This window comes from Hymenobacter sp. H14-R3 (assembly GCF_030063445.1).
Lineage (GTDB): Bacteria > Bacteroidota > Bacteroidia > Cytophagales > Hymenobacteraceae > Hymenobacter.
The window spans coordinates 188,622-204,548 of the sequence record NZ_JASITD010000002.1 but is presented as its reverse complement, the minus strand read 5'-3'; the positions used below and the strand labels follow the sequence as shown (position 1 = coordinate 204,548).

The window sequence follows — 15,927 nt, the reverse complement described above, 5'->3', positions numbered from 1 at the left end:
CTAAAAAGAAAGCGCCACCGCACGGACCAGCTTCGGCCCGCGGCCATTGCGCTACAGGCTTGCAAGGTATAAAAAAGGCCTCCGTGCTTAACGCGCGGAGGCCTTTCAGGCTGTATTTGAATAAGGGGCTACACGGAGAAACTTTCACCGCAACCACATGAGCGTGAGGCATTTGGATTATGAAATTGAAAGCCCTTTCCATTCAGGCCATCCGAAAAATCCAGCTCAGTACCGGCTAGGTACAAAAAACTCTTCATATCAACTACTACGCGCACGCCTTTGTCCTCAAACTCTTGGTCCATAGGGCGCATTTCGTTGTCAAAGTCCAGCTTATAGCTCAGGCCCGAGCAGCCGCCACCGGCCACCGAGGCGCGCAGGCGGTAGGTGTTATCGAGCTGCGAGTCGCGAATCAGGTGCTCCACCTTCTCCTTGGCTTTATCCGAAACGGTTATCATAATGCGTAAGTACTAAAGGTGCGTAGAAAGAAGGAGCCGCTCCGCCCGGCTACGTTTCTACAACAAAGATATCACTAAGAAGGATTCTAAATAGCAAAAAAAAGACGACCCCAGGCCGGGGTCGTCTTCCTTACAAGCGAGTCAGCTTAGTGGTGCGACTTCTCCAACTCCAGGGCCGGCATGCCGTTTTTCACGCGGTAGTCGTTGATGGCCATCTTGATGGCATCTTCGGCCAATACTGAGCAGTGAATCTTCACGGGCGGCAGGGCCAGCTCTTCCACAATCTCCATGTTGTCGATAGCCAGGGCCTCGTCCACGGTTTTGCCCTTCAGCCACTCCGTCGCTAGCGACGACGAGGCGATGGCCGAGCCGCAGCCAAACGTCTTGAACTTGGCATCGGTGATGGTGTTGGTGGCCTCATCCACCTCAATTTGCAGGCGCATTACGTCGCCGCACTCGGGTGCGCCCACGAGGCCGGTGCCTACCGTTTTTTTGCTTTTGTCGAGCGTGCCCACGTTGCGGGGGTTGCTGTAATGGTCGATTACCTTATCGGAGTAAGCCATGGCTTGTTTTGAATTAAAAATTAAAAATTATGAATTAAAAATTGAGACGCTAAGAACGGGGGAAAGCCATTTTTAATTTTTAATTCTCAATTTTTAATTAAACCCTAGTGTTCGGCCCACTCGATGGTGCTGAGGTCAACGCCTTCTTTGTGCATTTCCCAGAGCGGCGACATTTCGCGGAGCTTGGTTACGGCTTCTTTTACGTGGCCGATAGCGTACTCAATTTGCTCCTCGGTGGTAAAGCGGCTCAGGCCGAAGCGCAGGCTGCTGTGGGCCAGGTCGTCGCTCAGGCCTAGGGCCTTGAGTACGTAGCTGGGCTCCAGCGAGGCACTGGTGCAGGCCGAGCCCGACGATACGGCTAGGTCTTTCACGCCCATCATCAGGCCTTCGCCTTCGACGTACTTGAAGCTGATGTTGGTGACGTGGGGCAGGCGGTGCTCTACCGAGCCGTTCACGTAGCTTTCTTCGAGGGGCAGCAGCGACTGCTCCAGGTGGTCGCGCAGCTTGCTGAGACGCTCGGTGTCGGCCGCCATTTCGAGGCGGGCCAGCTCACAGGCCTTGCCGAAGCCCACAATGCCGGGCACGTTGAGGGTACCCGAGCGCATGCCGCGCTCGTGGCCGCCACCGTCCATCTGGGCGGTTACTTTTACTCGCGGGTTTTTGCGACGCACGTAGAGCGCGCCCACGCCCTTGGGGCCGTACATTTTGTGGGCCGTGAAGGCCATGATGTCAATGCCATCGGCCTGCACATCCACCGGAATTTTGCCGGTAGCCTGGGTGCCGTCGGTCATAAACAGCGCGCCGTGCTTATGAGCAATGGCGGCGATTTCGCGGATAGGCTGGATGGTGCCCGTCTCGTTGTTGCCGTACATGATGGTCACCAGGATGGTCTGGGGCGTCATGGCGGCTTCCAGTTCGTCGAGGCTAATCAACCCCTTGTCGTTCACGGGCAGGTAGGTTACCTTACCGCCGAGCTTTTCGATGTGCTTGCAGGTGTCGAGCACCGCTTTGTGCTCGGTGGTGGTGGTGATGATGTGGTTGCCGCGCTGGCTGTACATCTCATACACGCCCTTGATACCCAGGTTGTCGCCCTCAGTAGCGCCGCTGGTGAAGATAATCTCCTTAGGGTCGCAGTTGATAAGCTGGGCAATCTGGTTGCGGGCGTAGTCCACACCTTCTTCAGCCGCCCAGCCGAAGGGGTGGTTGCGCGAAGCGGCATTGCCGAATACGTCGGTCAGGTAGGGCATCATGGCCTCCAGCACGCGCGGGTCGAGCGGCGTGGTGGCGTTATTATCCAAGTAGATAGGTAGCTTAAGCATGGCGCTGGGCTGGATGTTGCTAGTAAGGTCTAAAGTTAAGCTTTGACTGCCTTTGAAACAGAATTTTGGCCTAAACAGTTTTTTCGAATCCACAAAAATAGCTGGAATCTGTCTAAAAAACGGTATTACTTGATTCGCTCCAAATTGTGGCCGGTAGCTTTGCGCCGTTGGCCCAGCCAGCTACCTACCCCTATGCTTACCAACCTCGAACACCTGGGCCTGGCCGTGCGCGACCTGGCCGCCGCCACCGACCTCTACACGCGCCTGCTGGGCCAGCCGCCCTACAAAACCGAACACGTGCCCAGCGAGGCCGTAGACACTGTTTTCTTCCAAATCGGCGGTTCCAAAATCGAGTTGCTGGCCGGCACCAGCCCCGACAGCGCCATCACCAAATTCCTGGAGAAGAAGCCCGAGGGCATTCACCACGTAGCCTTCGAGGTCGATGACATCGTGGCCGAAATGGCCCGCCTGCGCGCCGAGGGCTTTGTATTATTAAATGAAGTGCCCAAGCGTGGAGCCGATAATAAGCTAGTCTGCTTCGTACACCCCAAAAGCGCCGGCGGCGTACTAGTAGAGTTGTGTCAGGAAATACGACCGTGAAGCGTCTCTACGACTGGTTTATGGAAGCGCTGGATGCAACCAGCAACTGGTCTGAGCGACGGGCTATTGCCGGACTCTTCGGGATGGCCGCGCTCTTATTCGGCCTGCTACTAGTATGGGGCATAGTAGCCGCCTGCAATTGGCTGAAATTAAACCAATAACCCGTACTATTAGTACTCCCACGTAGTCAGCCGCGTAAGCGGCGTATCTGCGTAATCCGTTAAATCCGTTTGAATCTGTGGTCTTTTTCAGGCAAGAAGTTGATATAGCAGTCGATGCGCTGCTCAACCAAGAGGTAATTCTGTACCCCACCGATACGGTGTGGGGCTTGGGCTGCGACGCTGAAGTGCCCCGCGCCGTAGAAAAGCTCTATAAGCTGAAGGGCCGCCCCGAAGGCAAGCCCAGCATTGTGCTGGTAGCCGACCTGGCCATGCTACGCCGCTACGCCGCCCAGGTGCCCGACGAGCTGGAAGCCGCCCTGGCTGCCCAAACCCGGCCCACTACCTACATCCTGCCCGCCAGCCGGGCCATTGCCCCTGGCCTGCTGGCTCCCGATGGCACGGTGGGCCTGCGCGTGACGCAGGATGAATTTTGCCACAAAGTGGTGCGTCGCCTGGGCCACGGACTGGTTTCCACCTCGGCCAACAAGCCCGGTGAGCCGGCGCCCGCCGTATTTGCTGAAGTTGATGCGGCCCTGGTGCGCGGCGTCGGGCACGTAGTGACCTGGCGGCAGGATGATGCTACCCGCGTGGCCCCCTCGCGGGTGGTGCGCTTGGGGCCGGGCGGCAAGCTTGAAGTGGTGCGCGAGTAAGTTGGTTGATGGCTTGTAGAGGCCCTTTCTGAATAGGCCTTAACACCTTATAGCCAACAGCTTACTCGCCCGGCCAGTGCCAGGTGCGCAGGTCGGTGCTCCAGGCCAGGCCGATGGAGGCGTTTTTGTCGAAGTCGCCCTGCTCCTCGGTTAGCGGGCCCGAGCCGTGGAAAAAAAGCAGGTAGCGCCGCACGCCCGGCACGTGGCGCAGGTCGAGGGCGGCACCGGCGGTAAGGCGGCCTTTGGCCCAGTCCCAGCCGGGTTGGCCCTGGCCCAGGGTGATGAGCGGCTGCCAATCGACCCAGTGCTGTAAGTCGCTGGATTTCTTGATGTTGATGCCGTTTTTGGGGGAGTTGAAGAGGTAGTAACCGTCGGGTTCGGATAATACGCAGACGTTCTCACCCGACTCGGCCGAGCCGGCGAACGTCCAGGTAACCAGGTCAGTAGATGTGGAGCGGCTCACGCCGTTCTGCTTGTAGAAGATGGAGTATTGGCCCGGCTGCCGGGGGTCGGGCAGCAGGTAGGGGTCAATCATGCGGCCCAGGCTTTTTTCGTCCACGGTGGGGCCTTTCACGCGCAGCAGCTCGGGGGCCGACCAATGCCGCAGGTCGGGGCTGCGCATGAGAAACAGGCGGGCGTCGCCGGTGCCGAAGCGCGGCATCTGGTCGGCGGTGTAGCTGGGGCGCGGGTAGGTTTGAAGGCACAGCACCCACTCGTTCTTAACGCGAATGATATTGCCGGGGCTCGAATAATCGAGGTTCTGGTTGCGCTCCGTGATTTTTTGGGCGGGCGTCCAGGCTTTCAGGTCGCGGCTCGTGCTGAAGGCCACGTAGGAGTACACCCGGCCGTCGGCCTCGGTTTCGACCAGCGTGTAGTAGAGGTAAAACGTGCCCTTTTCGTAGAGTACGGCCGGGTCGCGGTAGGCCGTGCGGGCATCGCCCCGCAGCAGCACCGGCGAGGCCAGCGCCCGCAAACGGCGCGGCTGGCTGCGGGCGGGCTGAGCCAGGGGTAGCAGTGAAAGTAGTAAAATCCAGATTTTCAGTAACATAGCGTGGGTGGATATCAATAATTTGTCATTGCTTCGCGCTGCTCGCAATGACAAACGATTTTTTATTTCGTGGGCGTGGGGTACTCCTTCGCGGCGGCCAAGCGCTTCGGAAAGGCCGATTCGCCCGTGAGGCCGCCCAGGCGCAGGCCCGTTACGCCGTGGCTTTCCAGGGCGTGGGCGAAGTAGGCGGGCGGGTTGGCGCCCCAGCGTACCGAGCAGTTGCGCAGCGTGATAGCGCTGGCGCGGTCGAGGTAAAAGGCCGACGTGCTGCCCGGTACCAGGCCGGGGCCGGGCGCGGGGCGCTGGTCGTACACGCCGCCGGGCAGGGCGGTAGTTTTGGTGAGCTGCACATCAACCTGGTCGAAGAAAATATTGCTGACCAGGCCGGCCGTTTCGCCGCTCACGTAGATGCCGTTTTCGCTCTGGCACTTTATGTTGCTGAAATAAATGTCGTGCACGGCCCCGGCGCGGCCCTCGGTTTGGCCGGGGGCGTAGCGGCGGCTGGCCCCGTGGTCGGGCCGGCGAAAGGCGGTGACGTAAATCGGTTCGGCCTTGCCCCACCAGGTACCCGAAACATAGTGTGATTCGACGATGATGTTGGAAAACAGCACGTTGGATACCGTGCCCTCGTCGCGGTTCTGGATGCCCAAGCCCCGGTTGCTGCCGCTCACCACGCAATTATCGACTACCACCCGGCCAATATGGTCCACGTTTTCGGACCCGATTTTGAAGGCGCACGAGCGCGAAATGAGCGTGCAGTTGCTCACGGTAATGTCTTCGCAGGGCCCGCGGTCGGCAAACTCGCGGCGGTTTTTGAGGCAGATGGCATCGTCGCCCGACTCGATGTGGCAGTTGGTGATGCGCACGCGGCGGCTGTGGTCCACGTCGATGCCATCACTGTTGGGCACGCGCTGGTCGTTGCGCACCGTGAGGTCGGAAATGGCCACGTCGTCGCAGCCCGCCAGGTGAATGTTCCAGTAGGCCGCGTTGCCAATGGCTAAGTCGCGGATGCGCAGTCCCTTAACGCCCACCAGCGTGAGTACGTGTGGGCGCATATCCTCGCCGTTGGGCCCGCGCTTCACGGTGAGGGCGTCGCCGCTTTCGGGGCCTAGAAAGGCCTGGGAATTGCCGTCGATGGTGCCGCCGCCGCACAGCGTTACCTGCTCCAGGTTGTCGGCGCTTATCCAGCGGCTGCCCTCGCCCAGGTTGTCGGCGGCGAAGGCCGATTGGGTGTAGCGGCTCAGGTCGGGGCTGGCCAGGATAGTGGCCCCGCTTTCCACGCACAGTTCTACGTGCGAGCGCAACGCAAACGGCCCGGCCACGAACGTGGCGCCGGCCGGCACCAGCACCCGGCCGCCTCCGGCCGCCGCGCAGGCATCCAGGGCGCGTTGCAGGGCGGGCGCGTCGTCGGTGCGGCCATCGCCCACGGCCCCGTAGGCCCGCACGTTGAACACCTGCGGGGGGCGCGGTGCTGCCAGCGAAGCCGCCGCGGTATTAGTAACGGTGGTTGGAAGGGCCGCCCGGCAGCCCAGCAGCAAGGCGGCCAGCGCCAGCGGCCAGCCCCGGAAAGTAGTGCACATGCGCATAAGCAAAAGCGCGGGCCGGCGGGTAGGAATGCCGCCGCCCGGTAGCGCAAGGTATTTCGGCGGGCCTGGGTAGGGCAGTTCCCGAAAGTATCTGGCTAGTTTTTGGTAAGCAAGCACCACTCGGGCGGCTGGTTGGCCGGGTGGTGGAGGCAGCGCGGGGCGGGGTAGCACCCGCCAACGGCCCGCGGGTGCCAACTTTGTAGTTCGCATTGCCCGCGCCGGCCGCCGGTTTTTGGCAGTGCGGCCCCCGATTTTACTAAAACTGCGCTGCCCCATGACTACGCCCACGCTGCCCGACCTGCCCATTTTCCGCACCATTGCCGACGCCGCTCAGGAACTGGGCCAGCCGACCTACGTTATTGGCGGCTACGTGCGCGATTTGGCGCTGCAACGGGCCAGCAAAGACATTGATGTGGTGACCGTGGGCGACGGTATTCGGCTGGCCGAGGCAGTGGGGCGGCGGCTGCCGGGCCGCGGCCGCGTCACGGTGTTCAAGAACTTTGGCACCGCCATGCTACCCACTGAGGAGGCCGGCGAAATCGAGTTTGTGGGCGCCCGCAAGGAAAGCTACCGCGCCGAAAGCCGCAAGCCGGAGGTGGAGGCCGGCACGCTGGAAGACGACCTGGCCCGCCGCGACTTCACCATCAACGCGCTGGGCCTGAGCCTGAACGCCGCCGACTTCGGTGCGCTCGTTGACCGCTACGACGGCATGAAGGACCTGGCCGCCAAAATTATCCGCACGCCGCTGGGGCCCGATATCACGTTCTCCGACGACCCGCTGCGGATGCTGCGCGCCATCCGGTTTGCGAGCCAGCTTGATTTCGACATTGAGCCCGACACGTTCGACGCCATCGGCCGCAACAAGGAGCGGATTAAGATTGTGTCGCAGGAGCGGATTACGGTCGAAATCAATAAGATAGTGGAGTCGCCGGTGCCCAGCTACGGCTTCAAGCTGCTGTTTCAGACGGGTCTGCTTCAACTCATTTTCCCCAAGATGGCGCTGCTGCACGGCGTGGAGAAAGTGGGCCAGCACGCCCACAAGGATAATTTTTACCATACCCTGCAAGTGCTTGATAACGTGGCTGCTGCGGGCGGCGACCTGTGGCTGCGCTGGGCCGCCATTCTGCACGACATTGCCAAGCCCGCCACCAAGCGATTCGACCCTAAAGTGGGCTGGACGTTTCACGGCCACGAGGACAAAGGCGCGCGCTGGGTGCCGCAGATTTTTACCGACCTCAAGCTGCCGCTGGGCGAGGAAATGCGCATGGTACAGAAGCTCGTGCGCCTGCATCTGCGGCCCATTGTGCTGAGTAAGGCCATCGTAACCGACTCTGCCGTAAGGCGTTTGCTGTTCGAGGCCGGCGACGATATCGACCGCCTCATGCTGCTGTGCCGGGCCGACATTACCAGTAAGGACCACCAGCGTAAAGCCCGCTACCTCAGCAACTTTGACACGGTGGAGGAGAAGCTGCGCGAAATCGAGAGCAAGGACCACCTGCGCAATTTCAAACCCGTCATCACCGGCGAGGTCATCATGGAAACCTTCGGCCTCAAGCCCTCGCGCCAGGTGGGCGAGCTGAAAGAAGCCGTGCTGGAAGCCATTTTGGAAGGCGAAGTGCCCAACGAGTGGGAGCCCGCCTACGCGCTGCTGCGCAAGCGTGGCGCGGCGCTGGGGCTGGTAGCGGTGGTTAATTAGGCGCCGTATTTGTGATAGTGTATCAGGGCCTCTGCCACAGTTTGTGGGGTAGCTGTTTTGCCTAAAGAATTGGTATATTCTGGTATAAAATCCGCTAATTCAGATAGGGAGAAGAAAGATTCATGCTTTTTGTCGGCAACTGTGATAAATAGGTAGGGTGGTACCTGCTCCAAGTCGAAAAAAACTAATTGACTATTCAGGTTGGCTTCATTGTGCATATAAAATCCTGCCTCTTCAGCATCTGGGTGCGGAATTTGATGAGCCGCAACTTCCTCAATAGATGTCCCTTGCCAAACTGATTCTATAAGCTGTAATAAGTTCACGCTTAATTACAATTGAGATGAGTGAGCAAGATACAGTTGGCACATTAGCGCCGTTTCACCATAAGCGTTTAATCTTTATGCTGCCAATTCCCGAGGTGCCCGCCACGCTTTTTTCGCATACCGAGGAAGGCGTAGTGGCCGGTGTGCAGTGGCTGAAGCTGGGCGTGGAAGTGGTGGGGGCGCTCATTATTTCGCTGGGCATTGTGGTGGCGGGCGGGCTGCTGGCGCGGGCGCTGCTGGCCCGGCGCACAACCGATTTCACGGCCATCCGGCTCACGCTGGCGCGCTACCTCGCCCTGGCGCTGGAATTTCAGCTGGGAGCCGATATTCTCTCCACGGCCATTGCCCCCAGCTGGGAGCAGATTGGCAAGCTCGGGGCCATCGCCGTTATCCGTACGGCGCTCAATTTTTTTCTATCCAAAGAAATGCAGCAGGAGCGCCGCGAAAGCGGCCCCGAGCAGGAGGCAGTAGGCCAGGCTAAGCGCAACTAATGCCGCCCCGAAGCTTATAGATGCATACAGGATTAATTCGGGATGACTGGTTAGGAAAATTAACGCCTAACTACTTATACTTGTGAGGTATTCCCATCTATACTGTACTTTTCGATGAATAAATATTTACTGCACTTTCGGGTGACGCGTCAGGTGCTGGTCGCAGCCTGGGTACTTGGCGCAGCGGCGGCTTTGCCCAGCCAAAGCGCGGCCGCCCCACTAGTAGCTGCGGCTCGCCCGGCGGCGCTCGCCATTACGGGGCGCATTATCAACGATAAGGGCGACCCGCTGCCCGGCGTGTTCATCACGATGAAAGACGCGGCCACCAACGCTACCACCAATTCCGCTGGCAACTTTTTGCTGTCCAGCGAGTTGCCTAACCCCGTGCTCACGCTCAAGTGCGCTGGCTATCAGACCCAAACGGTGGCCCTGAAAGCCGCGGGGCCCGTAGCCCTCACCATGCATGCGGTGGGGGTGGGTGGCAACACCGCCGCGGCGGGGGTAGAGGTAGTAGCCGGCCTGCTCAACCTCGCCGACGAGCAGCCTACCTACCCCGGCGGCGTGGAGGCCTACCGCACCTACTTGCAGCAAAACGTGCGCTACCCCGAGGCCGCCAAGGTCCAGAACCTGTCCGGCGACGTGTTTGTGAGCTTCGTGGTAGACGAGGCCGGGCGCATCCTCGACGCCGAGGTGGCCAAAGGCATCGGCGCAGGTCTCGACGAAGAAGCCCTGCGCCTAGTGCGCCTCATGCCCTGGTGGACGCCCGCCCGCCTCGCCGGCCAGCCCGTGCGCGTGCCCGCCACCCTGCGCATCCGCTTCAGTATGCAGGAAAAGCCTTGAGGCGGATAGGCAATGGGTGGTTCGTAAATGAGCAATACTTGTTATTGTGCAGTGCCTTCGAACCAGCGCTACGCTTGGCTGCACCCCATCAGTCAACAAAGCTGCGCAGTCGCTCTCTCGCCCGCACTACGTCTTCGGGCGTGTCGATGCCAAAGGCATCCAGCTCAGTGACAGCGGTTTGAATATGAAAGCCAGCTTCCAGCCAGCGCAGCTGCTCCAAGCTTTCGGCCAGCTCCAGGGGCGAGGGCGGCAGCAGCGTGAGCTGGCGCAGCACGGCGGGCTGGTAGGCATACAGGCCCAGGTGGCGGTAGTAGCGGTGGTGGGCCAGCCACTCGGCGGGGGCATGCTGGCGCTGGTAGGGGAGGGGGTGGCGGCTGAAATACAGCGCATTACCCCGCTGGTCGGTGACTACTTTGGGCAGGTGGGGGCTGAATAATTCTTCCTCCGTGAGCACGGGCTTGATGAGCGTGGCAATGGCCGGCGGCGGGCTTTGGCTGAATAAATCGACCAGCGCATCTATCTGGGCCGGGTGGATAAAGGGCTCATCGCCCTGAATATTCACGATGCAGCTCACCTCGGCCGGCTGGCCTAGTAGCTCAAACGCCTCCCACACGCGGTCGGTGCCGCTGGGGTGGTCGGGGCGCGTGCGCACGGCCTCGCCCCCAAAGCCGCGCACGTGGTCGAAAATGCGCGCATCGTCGGTGGCCACCACTACCCGCGCCAGGCCCGCCCGCCGGGCCTGCGCCACCACGCGCTGTATCATAGACTGGCCGCCCAGGTCCACGAGGGGCTTGCCGGGCAGGCGGGTAGAAGCGTAGCGGGCCGGAATGATGCCGAGAGCAGACATGGGGGAAGGAGTGAAGGAGTGAGTTGGTGAATAGGTGAAGGAGCCTGTGCTTTGGCCCGGCTTCCGGCTGCAAAACGGGGGCTGGCCGGCTGGCTTTGGGCCCGAAACTACCGCCGCCCGGCCGCTAGCTATTTACTTTGCCTACCGCTGGCACTGAGCCGGGGCCGGCCGAGCGCTGGTTTTGGTACATTTTTAGCCTTGCTTCTGCGCATGAGTCTGCTTGCTTCCTTCCTGATACTTAATTCGCTGCACGGCCCGCTGGCCACGCCGCCCGCCGGCCACCGCCTGCCCGCCGACTCCATCGGCCAGGAAATGCGCAACGGCCAGCGCTTCGTGCGCCACCGCGTGGCCCAGGGCGAAACCATGTTTGCCCTCAGCCGCCGCTACAAAGTGACGGTAGACCAGATTACCGCCGCCAACCCGCAGCTGAAAAGCGGCCTCGGCATTGGCGAAGTGGTGCTGATACCGCGGCCCGCCGGCCGCGCCAGTGCCGCGGCTGCGGCGGTTACTCCGGCCAAAACTATGGCTGCCATCGCGCCCGCTGCCGCTGCGCCCGCCACCACCACCGTGCCCGACCGCTACACCGTAGCCAAAGGCGAAACGCTGTTTGGCATTGCCCGCCGCTTCAACCTCTCGCCCGCCGAGCTGCTGCTGCTTAATCACTTGCCCAGCGGCGGGTCGGTGCGCGTGGGCCAGGAGCTGCTGCTGCGCGCCGCCGAGGCCGGGGCTGCGCCCGTAGCGGCCACTCCGGTAGCCGCCGCCCGCCCCGCTGCCTCAGATACCCCCGCCTCCACGCCGAAGATTAACCCCACCGCGCCGGCCCAGATTGCCACCGTAACCGCCGCCACGCCCGCCGAAAAGCGCGAAGAGGCCGCCGAAACCCGCAGCCCCACCCGCGCCAGCGAGCTGGTAGCCCGCAAAACCGACGTGGGCATTGCCTCGGCCATCGGCAACAGCGGCACCGATAAGTATCTGGCCCTGCACAAAACGGCCCCCGTGGGCACCATTATGCAGGTGAAGAACCAGATGAACGGCCAGTCGGTGTACGTGCGCGTCATCGGTACGCTGCCCGACACCGGCGAAAACGACAACATCCTGGTGCGCCTCTCGCCCCGCGCCGTGCAAAAGCTGGGCACCACCGACGCCAAGTTCCGCGTCGAAACCAGCTACGTGCCGTAGGGCCCGCGGAATTATTAAAGCTAGTAGAACGTCATACTGGGCTTGTCGAAGCATTACTACCGCGCCACTGGAGTTACCAACTCAAAAGGCGCGGTAGCGATGCTTCGGTAAACTCGGCATGACGTTCTTTTTGAGGCTGATACACAAATGGATAACCTAAAGATTAACGAGTTGCGCATCCTCCTCGATGCGCGCGCTAACCAGTACAACCAGCCCGAGTTTCTGCTGAAAGACCCGGTCAGCATTCCGCACCGGTTCAGCCAGTTGCAGGATATCGAAATCAGCGGGCTCTTTGCCGCGCTGCTGGCCTGGGGCCAGCGCCCCACCATCCTCAAAAAAACCGCCGAGCTGATGACGCGCATGGACGATGCGCCCTACCAGTTCGTAACCCAGCACCAGGACGACGACCTCAAGCGGCTGCTCAAGTTTTGCCACCGCACCTTCTGCGATACCGACCTGCTGTACTTCGTGCACTGGCTGCGCTGGTTCTACGAAACGCATAACTCGCTGGAAGACGCCTTCTTACGCGGCACAACTATGCGCGAGCGGCTCATCAACTTCCACGACCTGTTTTTCAGCCTGCCCGACGCGCCCACCCGCACCCGCAAGCACGTGGCCACGCCCGCCCGCAACTCGGCCTGCAAGCGCCTCAACATGTACCTGCGCTGGCTGGTGCGCCGCGACACCAACGGCGTCGATTTCGGCCTCTGGACGCGCCTCTCGCCCAGTGAGTTAATCTGCCCCATCGACGTGCACGTGGAGCGCCAGGCGCGCCTTTTGGGGTTACTGAAACGTGATAAAGTAGACTGGCCCGCCGCCGAGGAACTCACCGCCAACCTGCGCCTGCTCGACCCCAACGACCCGGTGAAGTACGACTTCGCGCTGTTTGGGGAGGGTGTAGGATAATGTTTTGATAATCAATACGTTAAATAGATATCGGGCAGCTCGCCCAAGACCTATTTGGATAGCTTATTAAGTGCCTTGATGCGCGGTCAATTGCTCCACGCTGGTAAAAAGGGGAGATGCCAACAACTATTATCAAGCTGATAGAGCAGCCTACCAATAAAATAGCGTACTCGCTGACCGAAAAGGTGGTGGGTACTTTGTTGCAAGCCGTGTTCTGGTGGGTTCCCATGGGCAGTCCTGACTACCATAAGAAACTGGCCGAGGTAGCTTATTGGCTTATCGAAGTAGAGGAAGACACTGGTCAGGCGGAACGAGAGATTGGGTTTGACGCATGTGGTAAACCTATTCTTTACGCACCCTCTGACCGGAATATGGGGCTGTGGACCGATTCAGGCCGTGTATTTACCGAGGCCCAATACGAAGCAGCAGATACACAGGCATTCAATCTGTTATGGCTGGCGTTACATAACTCAACTGGCCCAGACACATCAGCATAAAAATACGAGCTTCAACGACGTAGCGTAATTGTCAACAGGGTAGCGTTCTACTATTTCCCACATACACGTATTCATGTTCAAAAACTCCAAACGCCCCGAGCTGCCCGCCTGGGTATTTATGGCCCTGCGCCTAGGCGCGCTGGTGGCTGTAGCTATCGCCGCCGTGCTGATATCCCGGTGCAATCCCTGAGCCGCTGCGTTTCTGCTGCGAAACCCACTGCGTACCCGGTGAAAACACTGCTTGCGCCGAATCTTCCGGCCCCCTTTGCTGTTTTACCTTCGCGGCCAGTCAGTCCCTATTCCCGCTCGTATTCGATTTGTTAGTACCCCAAAACTTTGAGGCCAAAATTGGCTTCACCACCCTGCGCGAGCTGCTGGAGCAGCTCTGCCTCTCGGCCCTGGGCCGGCAGCACGTGGCCAACATGCAGTTTATCACCCAGCACGAGCAGCTCAGCAAGCTGCTGGCCCAAACCGACGAGTTTCGGCAGCTGCTGGCCGGCGGCAGCGAGTTTCCGGGCGCGTATTACTACGATGTCACGGTGCATCTCAAAAGGGCCTCGCTGCCAGGGGCTTACCTCGATGCGGCCGCGTTTTTTGAGGTGAAGATGAGCCTGCGTACTATTCGCTCGGCGCTCACGTTTTTCACCCAGGCCGCCGATAACCTGTATCCCAACCTACGCCTGCTGGGCATCGGCATTCAGGCCGACCGCAACCTGCTGGCCGCCATGGACAAGGTGGTGGACGACGACGGCCTGGTGCGCGACGATGCCTCGCCGCTGCTGCGCCAGGTGCGCCAGCAGCTCATTCAGCGCCAGGGCCAGCTGCGCAAGCAGATTGCCAGCGTGCTGCGCCATGCCAAATCGGAGGGCTGGATTCCGGGCGATGCCGAGCCCACCATCCGCGGTGGCCGCCTGGTGCTGCCCGTGATTGCCGAGCACAAGCGCCGCGTGCGCGGCCTCATCCACGACGAGTCGGCCTCGGGCCAGACGGTGTTCATTGAGCCCTCGGAAGTATTTGAGTCCAACAACGACATCAAAGACCTCGAAAACGCCTATCAGCGCGAGCTGATTCGCATTCTCACCAGCCTCACCGACCAGTTGCGCCCCCACCTGCCCGACCTGCGCAAGGCCTACGGCTACCTGGGCCTGCTCGACTTTATCCGGGCTAAGGCGCGGCTGGCCCGCGAGCTCGATGCCCAACTGCCCGAGCTCAGTAGCAAGCCGCTCATTCGGTGGCGCGGCGTGCGCCACCCGGTGCTCACGCTCACGTTTAAGGAGCAAAACAAGGCCGCCGGCAAGGATGCCGAGAAGCGCGAAGTGGTGCCGCTCGACCTGGAGCTAACGCCCGAGCGCCGCGTGCTGGTTATTTCGGGGCCCAACGCGGGCGGCAAGTCGGTGGCCCTCAAAACGGTGGGCTTGGTGCAGTACATGCTGCAATGCGGCCTGCTTATTCCGTGCGATGACTACTCGGAGGCCGGCATGTTTGAGGATATTCTGCTCGACATTGGCGATGAGCAAAGTATTGAGAATGACCTTAGTACGTATTCGTCGCACCTGCTGGCCATGAAGCAGTTCGTGACCGTGGCCAACAAGAAAAGCCTCATCCTGATTGACGAATTTGGCACCGGCACCGAGCCCAGTCTGGGCGGGGCCATTGCCGAAGCCGTGCTGGAGCAGCTCAACCAGGCCCGCGCTTTTGGGGTGATTACCACGCACTACACCAACCTCAAGAACTTCGCCGAGAAAACCGACGGCCTCGTGAACGGTGCCATGCGCTACGACCCCGAGCGCCTGCAACCGCTCTATCGCCTCGAAATTGGCAAGCCGGGCTCGTCGTTTGCCATCGAGATTGCCCGCAAAATTGGCCTGCCCCGGCAGCTCGTGGAGCGCGCTACCCAGCTGGTGGGCAAGGATAAAATCCGCTACGACCGCCTGCTCGAAGGCCTTGAAAAGGACAAAACCGAGCTCGAAACCAAGCTCCGCGAAACCGAGAAGCTGCAAAACGGCCTCCGCAAGTTCACCCAGGAATACCTGGACCTCAAGAAGCACCTCGACGACACCCGTAGCGAAACCTTGCGCGAAGCCAAGCAGCAGGCCAAGAAGCTGTTGCAAACGGCCAACCAGCAAATCGAATCCACCATCACCGAGATTCGCCGCAGCCAGGCCGATAAGGAAACTACCAAGCAGGCCCGCTCGACCCTCGAAACCTTCGTGCGCCAGGAGCTGCAAACCGAGCCGCCCCGGGCCCGCCCCACCCGCGAGCTGGCCGAGGCCGGCAGCCTGCTAGCCGGCGACCGCGTGGCCATCCTGGGCCAGGACGGCCACGGTGAGGTGGTGAGCGTGAAGGGCAAGACCGCCGAAGTGCTCTTCGGCGGCATGAAAACCCTGGTGAAAGTGGCCCAGCTCGAAAAGCTGAGCCGGGCCGAAGCCCGTGAGCGTGAGCAAGTTGCCCGCAAGACGGCCGCCGCCAACAGCGGCGGCCCCAGCCTCGACATCACCGGGCGCATGGCCAGCTTCAGCCCCACCCTCGACCTGCGCGGCGAGCGCGCCGAAGATGCCCTCACCAAGCTCATGAGCTTCGTGGACGATGCCGTGATGCTGGGCATTCCGGAGGTGAAAATCCTGCACGGGCGCGGCAACGGCGTGCTGCGCCAGGTGGCCCGCGACTACCTGCGCCGCACCCGCACCGTGGCCAGCGTGGGCGACGACCACGCCGACCGCGGCGGCGACGGCGTAACGCTGGCCGTGCTTAAGTAATGTAGCTTTG

General features: G+C 61.0%; 16 protein-coding genes. 9 read left to right on the top strand and 7 right to left on the bottom strand.

The window, feature by feature from the left end; genetic code table 11:
• Nucleotides 1–128: 128 nt before the first annotated feature.
• The 3 genes from QMK33_RS02925 to QMK33_RS02915 all read right to left on the bottom strand — a co-directional run bounded on the left by QMK33_RS02925 (nucleotide 129) and on the right by QMK33_RS02915 (nucleotide 2,337).
• Nucleotides 129–455, bottom strand: a complete 327-nt coding sequence (locus QMK33_RS02925; RefSeq protein WP_283563049.1) for a HesB/IscA family protein — start codon at nucleotides 453–455, stop codon at nucleotides 129–131.
• 146 nt (nucleotides 456–601) lie between these two features.
• Nucleotides 602–1,018: a Fe-S cluster assembly scaffold IscU gene (iscU, locus tag QMK33_RS02920; RefSeq protein WP_223650196.1), complete on the bottom strand. Its 417-nt coding sequence runs from the start codon at nucleotides 1,016–1,018 to the stop codon at nucleotides 602–604.
• A gap of 104 nt (nucleotides 1,019–1,122) precedes the next feature.
• Nucleotides 1,123–2,337: an IscS subfamily cysteine desulfurase gene (locus QMK33_RS02915; RefSeq protein ID WP_283563048.1), complete on the bottom strand. Its 1,215-nt coding sequence runs from the start codon at nucleotides 2,335–2,337 to the stop codon at nucleotides 1,123–1,125.
• A 192-nt stretch (nucleotides 2,338–2,529) separates the two neighbouring features.
• Between QMK33_RS02915 and mce the strand changes: the two genes are divergently transcribed.
• Together mce and QMK33_RS02905 are read left to right on the top strand one after the other, a co-directional pair.
• Nucleotides 2,530–2,937 (top strand): methylmalonyl-CoA epimerase, encoded by a 408-nt coding sequence (gene mce / locus QMK33_RS02910; RefSeq protein WP_283563047.1) that lies wholly within the window; start codon nucleotides 2,530–2,532, stop codon nucleotides 2,935–2,937.
• A gap of 238 nt (nucleotides 2,938–3,175) precedes the next feature.
• The gene (locus QMK33_RS02905; protein ID WP_283563046.1) at nucleotides 3,176–3,748 is read left to right on the top strand and encodes an L-threonylcarbamoyladenylate synthase; all 573 of its coding nucleotides are present in this window, start codon (nucleotides 3,176–3,178) and stop codon (nucleotides 3,746–3,748) included.
• 61 nt (nucleotides 3,749–3,809) lie between these two features.
• Here the strand turns inward: QMK33_RS02905 and QMK33_RS02900 are convergent, their stop codons facing one another.
• Nucleotides 3,810–4,796 (bottom strand): glycoside hydrolase family protein, encoded by a 987-nt coding sequence (locus QMK33_RS02900; RefSeq protein ID WP_283563045.1) that lies wholly within the window; start codon nucleotides 4,794–4,796, stop codon nucleotides 3,810–3,812.
• 62 nt (nucleotides 4,797–4,858) lie between these two features.
• The gene (locus QMK33_RS02895; protein WP_283563044.1) at nucleotides 4,859–6,376 is read right to left on the bottom strand and encodes a glycoside hydrolase family 28 protein; all 1,518 of its coding nucleotides are present in this window, start codon (nucleotides 6,374–6,376) and stop codon (nucleotides 4,859–4,861) included.
• 280 nt (nucleotides 6,377–6,656) lie between these two features.
• Here QMK33_RS02895 and QMK33_RS02890 point away from each other — a divergent pair, with 280 nt between their 5' ends.
• Nucleotides 6,657–8,078, top strand: coding sequence for a CCA tRNA nucleotidyltransferase (locus QMK33_RS02890; RefSeq protein WP_283563043.1), 1,422 nt, complete (start codon nucleotides 6,657–6,659; stop codon nucleotides 8,076–8,078).
• Here the strand turns inward: QMK33_RS02890 and QMK33_RS02885 are convergent.
• On the bottom strand, nucleotides 8,075–8,401 hold the full coding sequence (locus QMK33_RS02885) for a hypothetical protein (RefSeq protein WP_283563042.1): 327 nt from the start codon (nucleotides 8,399–8,401) through the stop codon (nucleotides 8,075–8,077). The two genes, QMK33_RS02890 and QMK33_RS02885, sit on opposite strands and share 4 nt — an antisense overlap.
• Nucleotides 8,402–8,478: 77 nt before the next feature.
• Between QMK33_RS02885 and QMK33_RS02880 the strand changes: the two genes are divergently transcribed.
• Both QMK33_RS02880 and QMK33_RS02875 read left to right on the top strand, forming a co-directional pair.
• Nucleotides 8,479–8,892: a DUF1622 domain-containing protein gene (locus tag QMK33_RS02880; RefSeq protein ID WP_283563041.1), complete on the top strand. Its 414-nt coding sequence runs from the start codon at nucleotides 8,479–8,481 to the stop codon at nucleotides 8,890–8,892.
• 114 nt (nucleotides 8,893–9,006) lie between these two features.
• On the top strand, nucleotides 9,007–9,732 hold the full coding sequence (locus QMK33_RS02875; RefSeq protein WP_283563040.1) for a TonB family protein: 726 nt from the start codon (nucleotides 9,007–9,009) through the stop codon (nucleotides 9,730–9,732).
• 88 nt (nucleotides 9,733–9,820) lie between these two features.
• On the opposite strand, the gene kdsB is transcribed toward QMK33_RS02875, so the two are convergent.
• Nucleotides 9,821–10,579: a 3-deoxy-manno-octulosonate cytidylyltransferase gene (kdsB, locus tag QMK33_RS02870; RefSeq protein ID WP_283563039.1), complete on the bottom strand. Its 759-nt coding sequence runs from the start codon at nucleotides 10,577–10,579 to the stop codon at nucleotides 9,821–9,823.
• 210 nt (nucleotides 10,580–10,789) lie between these two features.
• On the opposite strand from kdsB, the gene QMK33_RS02865 reads away from it, so the two are divergent.
• From QMK33_RS02865 to QMK33_RS02850, 4 genes are all read left to right on the top strand, one after another.
• Nucleotides 10,790–11,758 carry a LysM peptidoglycan-binding domain-containing protein gene (locus QMK33_RS02865; RefSeq protein ID WP_283563038.1) on the top strand — a complete coding sequence of 323 codons (969 nt, stop codon included), beginning with the start codon at nucleotides 10,790–10,792 and terminating at the stop codon, nucleotides 11,756–11,758.
• Between the two features lie 147 nt (nucleotides 11,759–11,905).
• Complete coding sequence (locus QMK33_RS02860; RefSeq protein WP_283563037.1) at nucleotides 11,906–12,664, top strand: TIGR02757 family protein; 759 nt, start codon at nucleotides 11,906–11,908, stop codon at nucleotides 12,662–12,664.
• Nucleotides 12,665–12,780: 116 nt separating this feature from the next.
• Nucleotides 12,781–13,161, top strand: coding sequence for a hypothetical protein (locus QMK33_RS02855; RefSeq protein ID WP_283563036.1), 381 nt, complete (start codon nucleotides 12,781–12,783; stop codon nucleotides 13,159–13,161).
• A 317-nt stretch (nucleotides 13,162–13,478) separates the two neighbouring features.
• Nucleotides 13,479–15,917, top strand: a complete 2,439-nt coding sequence (locus QMK33_RS02850) for an endonuclease MutS2 (RefSeq protein ID WP_283563035.1) — start codon at nucleotides 13,479–13,481, stop codon at nucleotides 15,915–15,917.
• The last annotated feature ends 10 nt before the right edge of the window (nucleotides 15,918–15,927 follow it).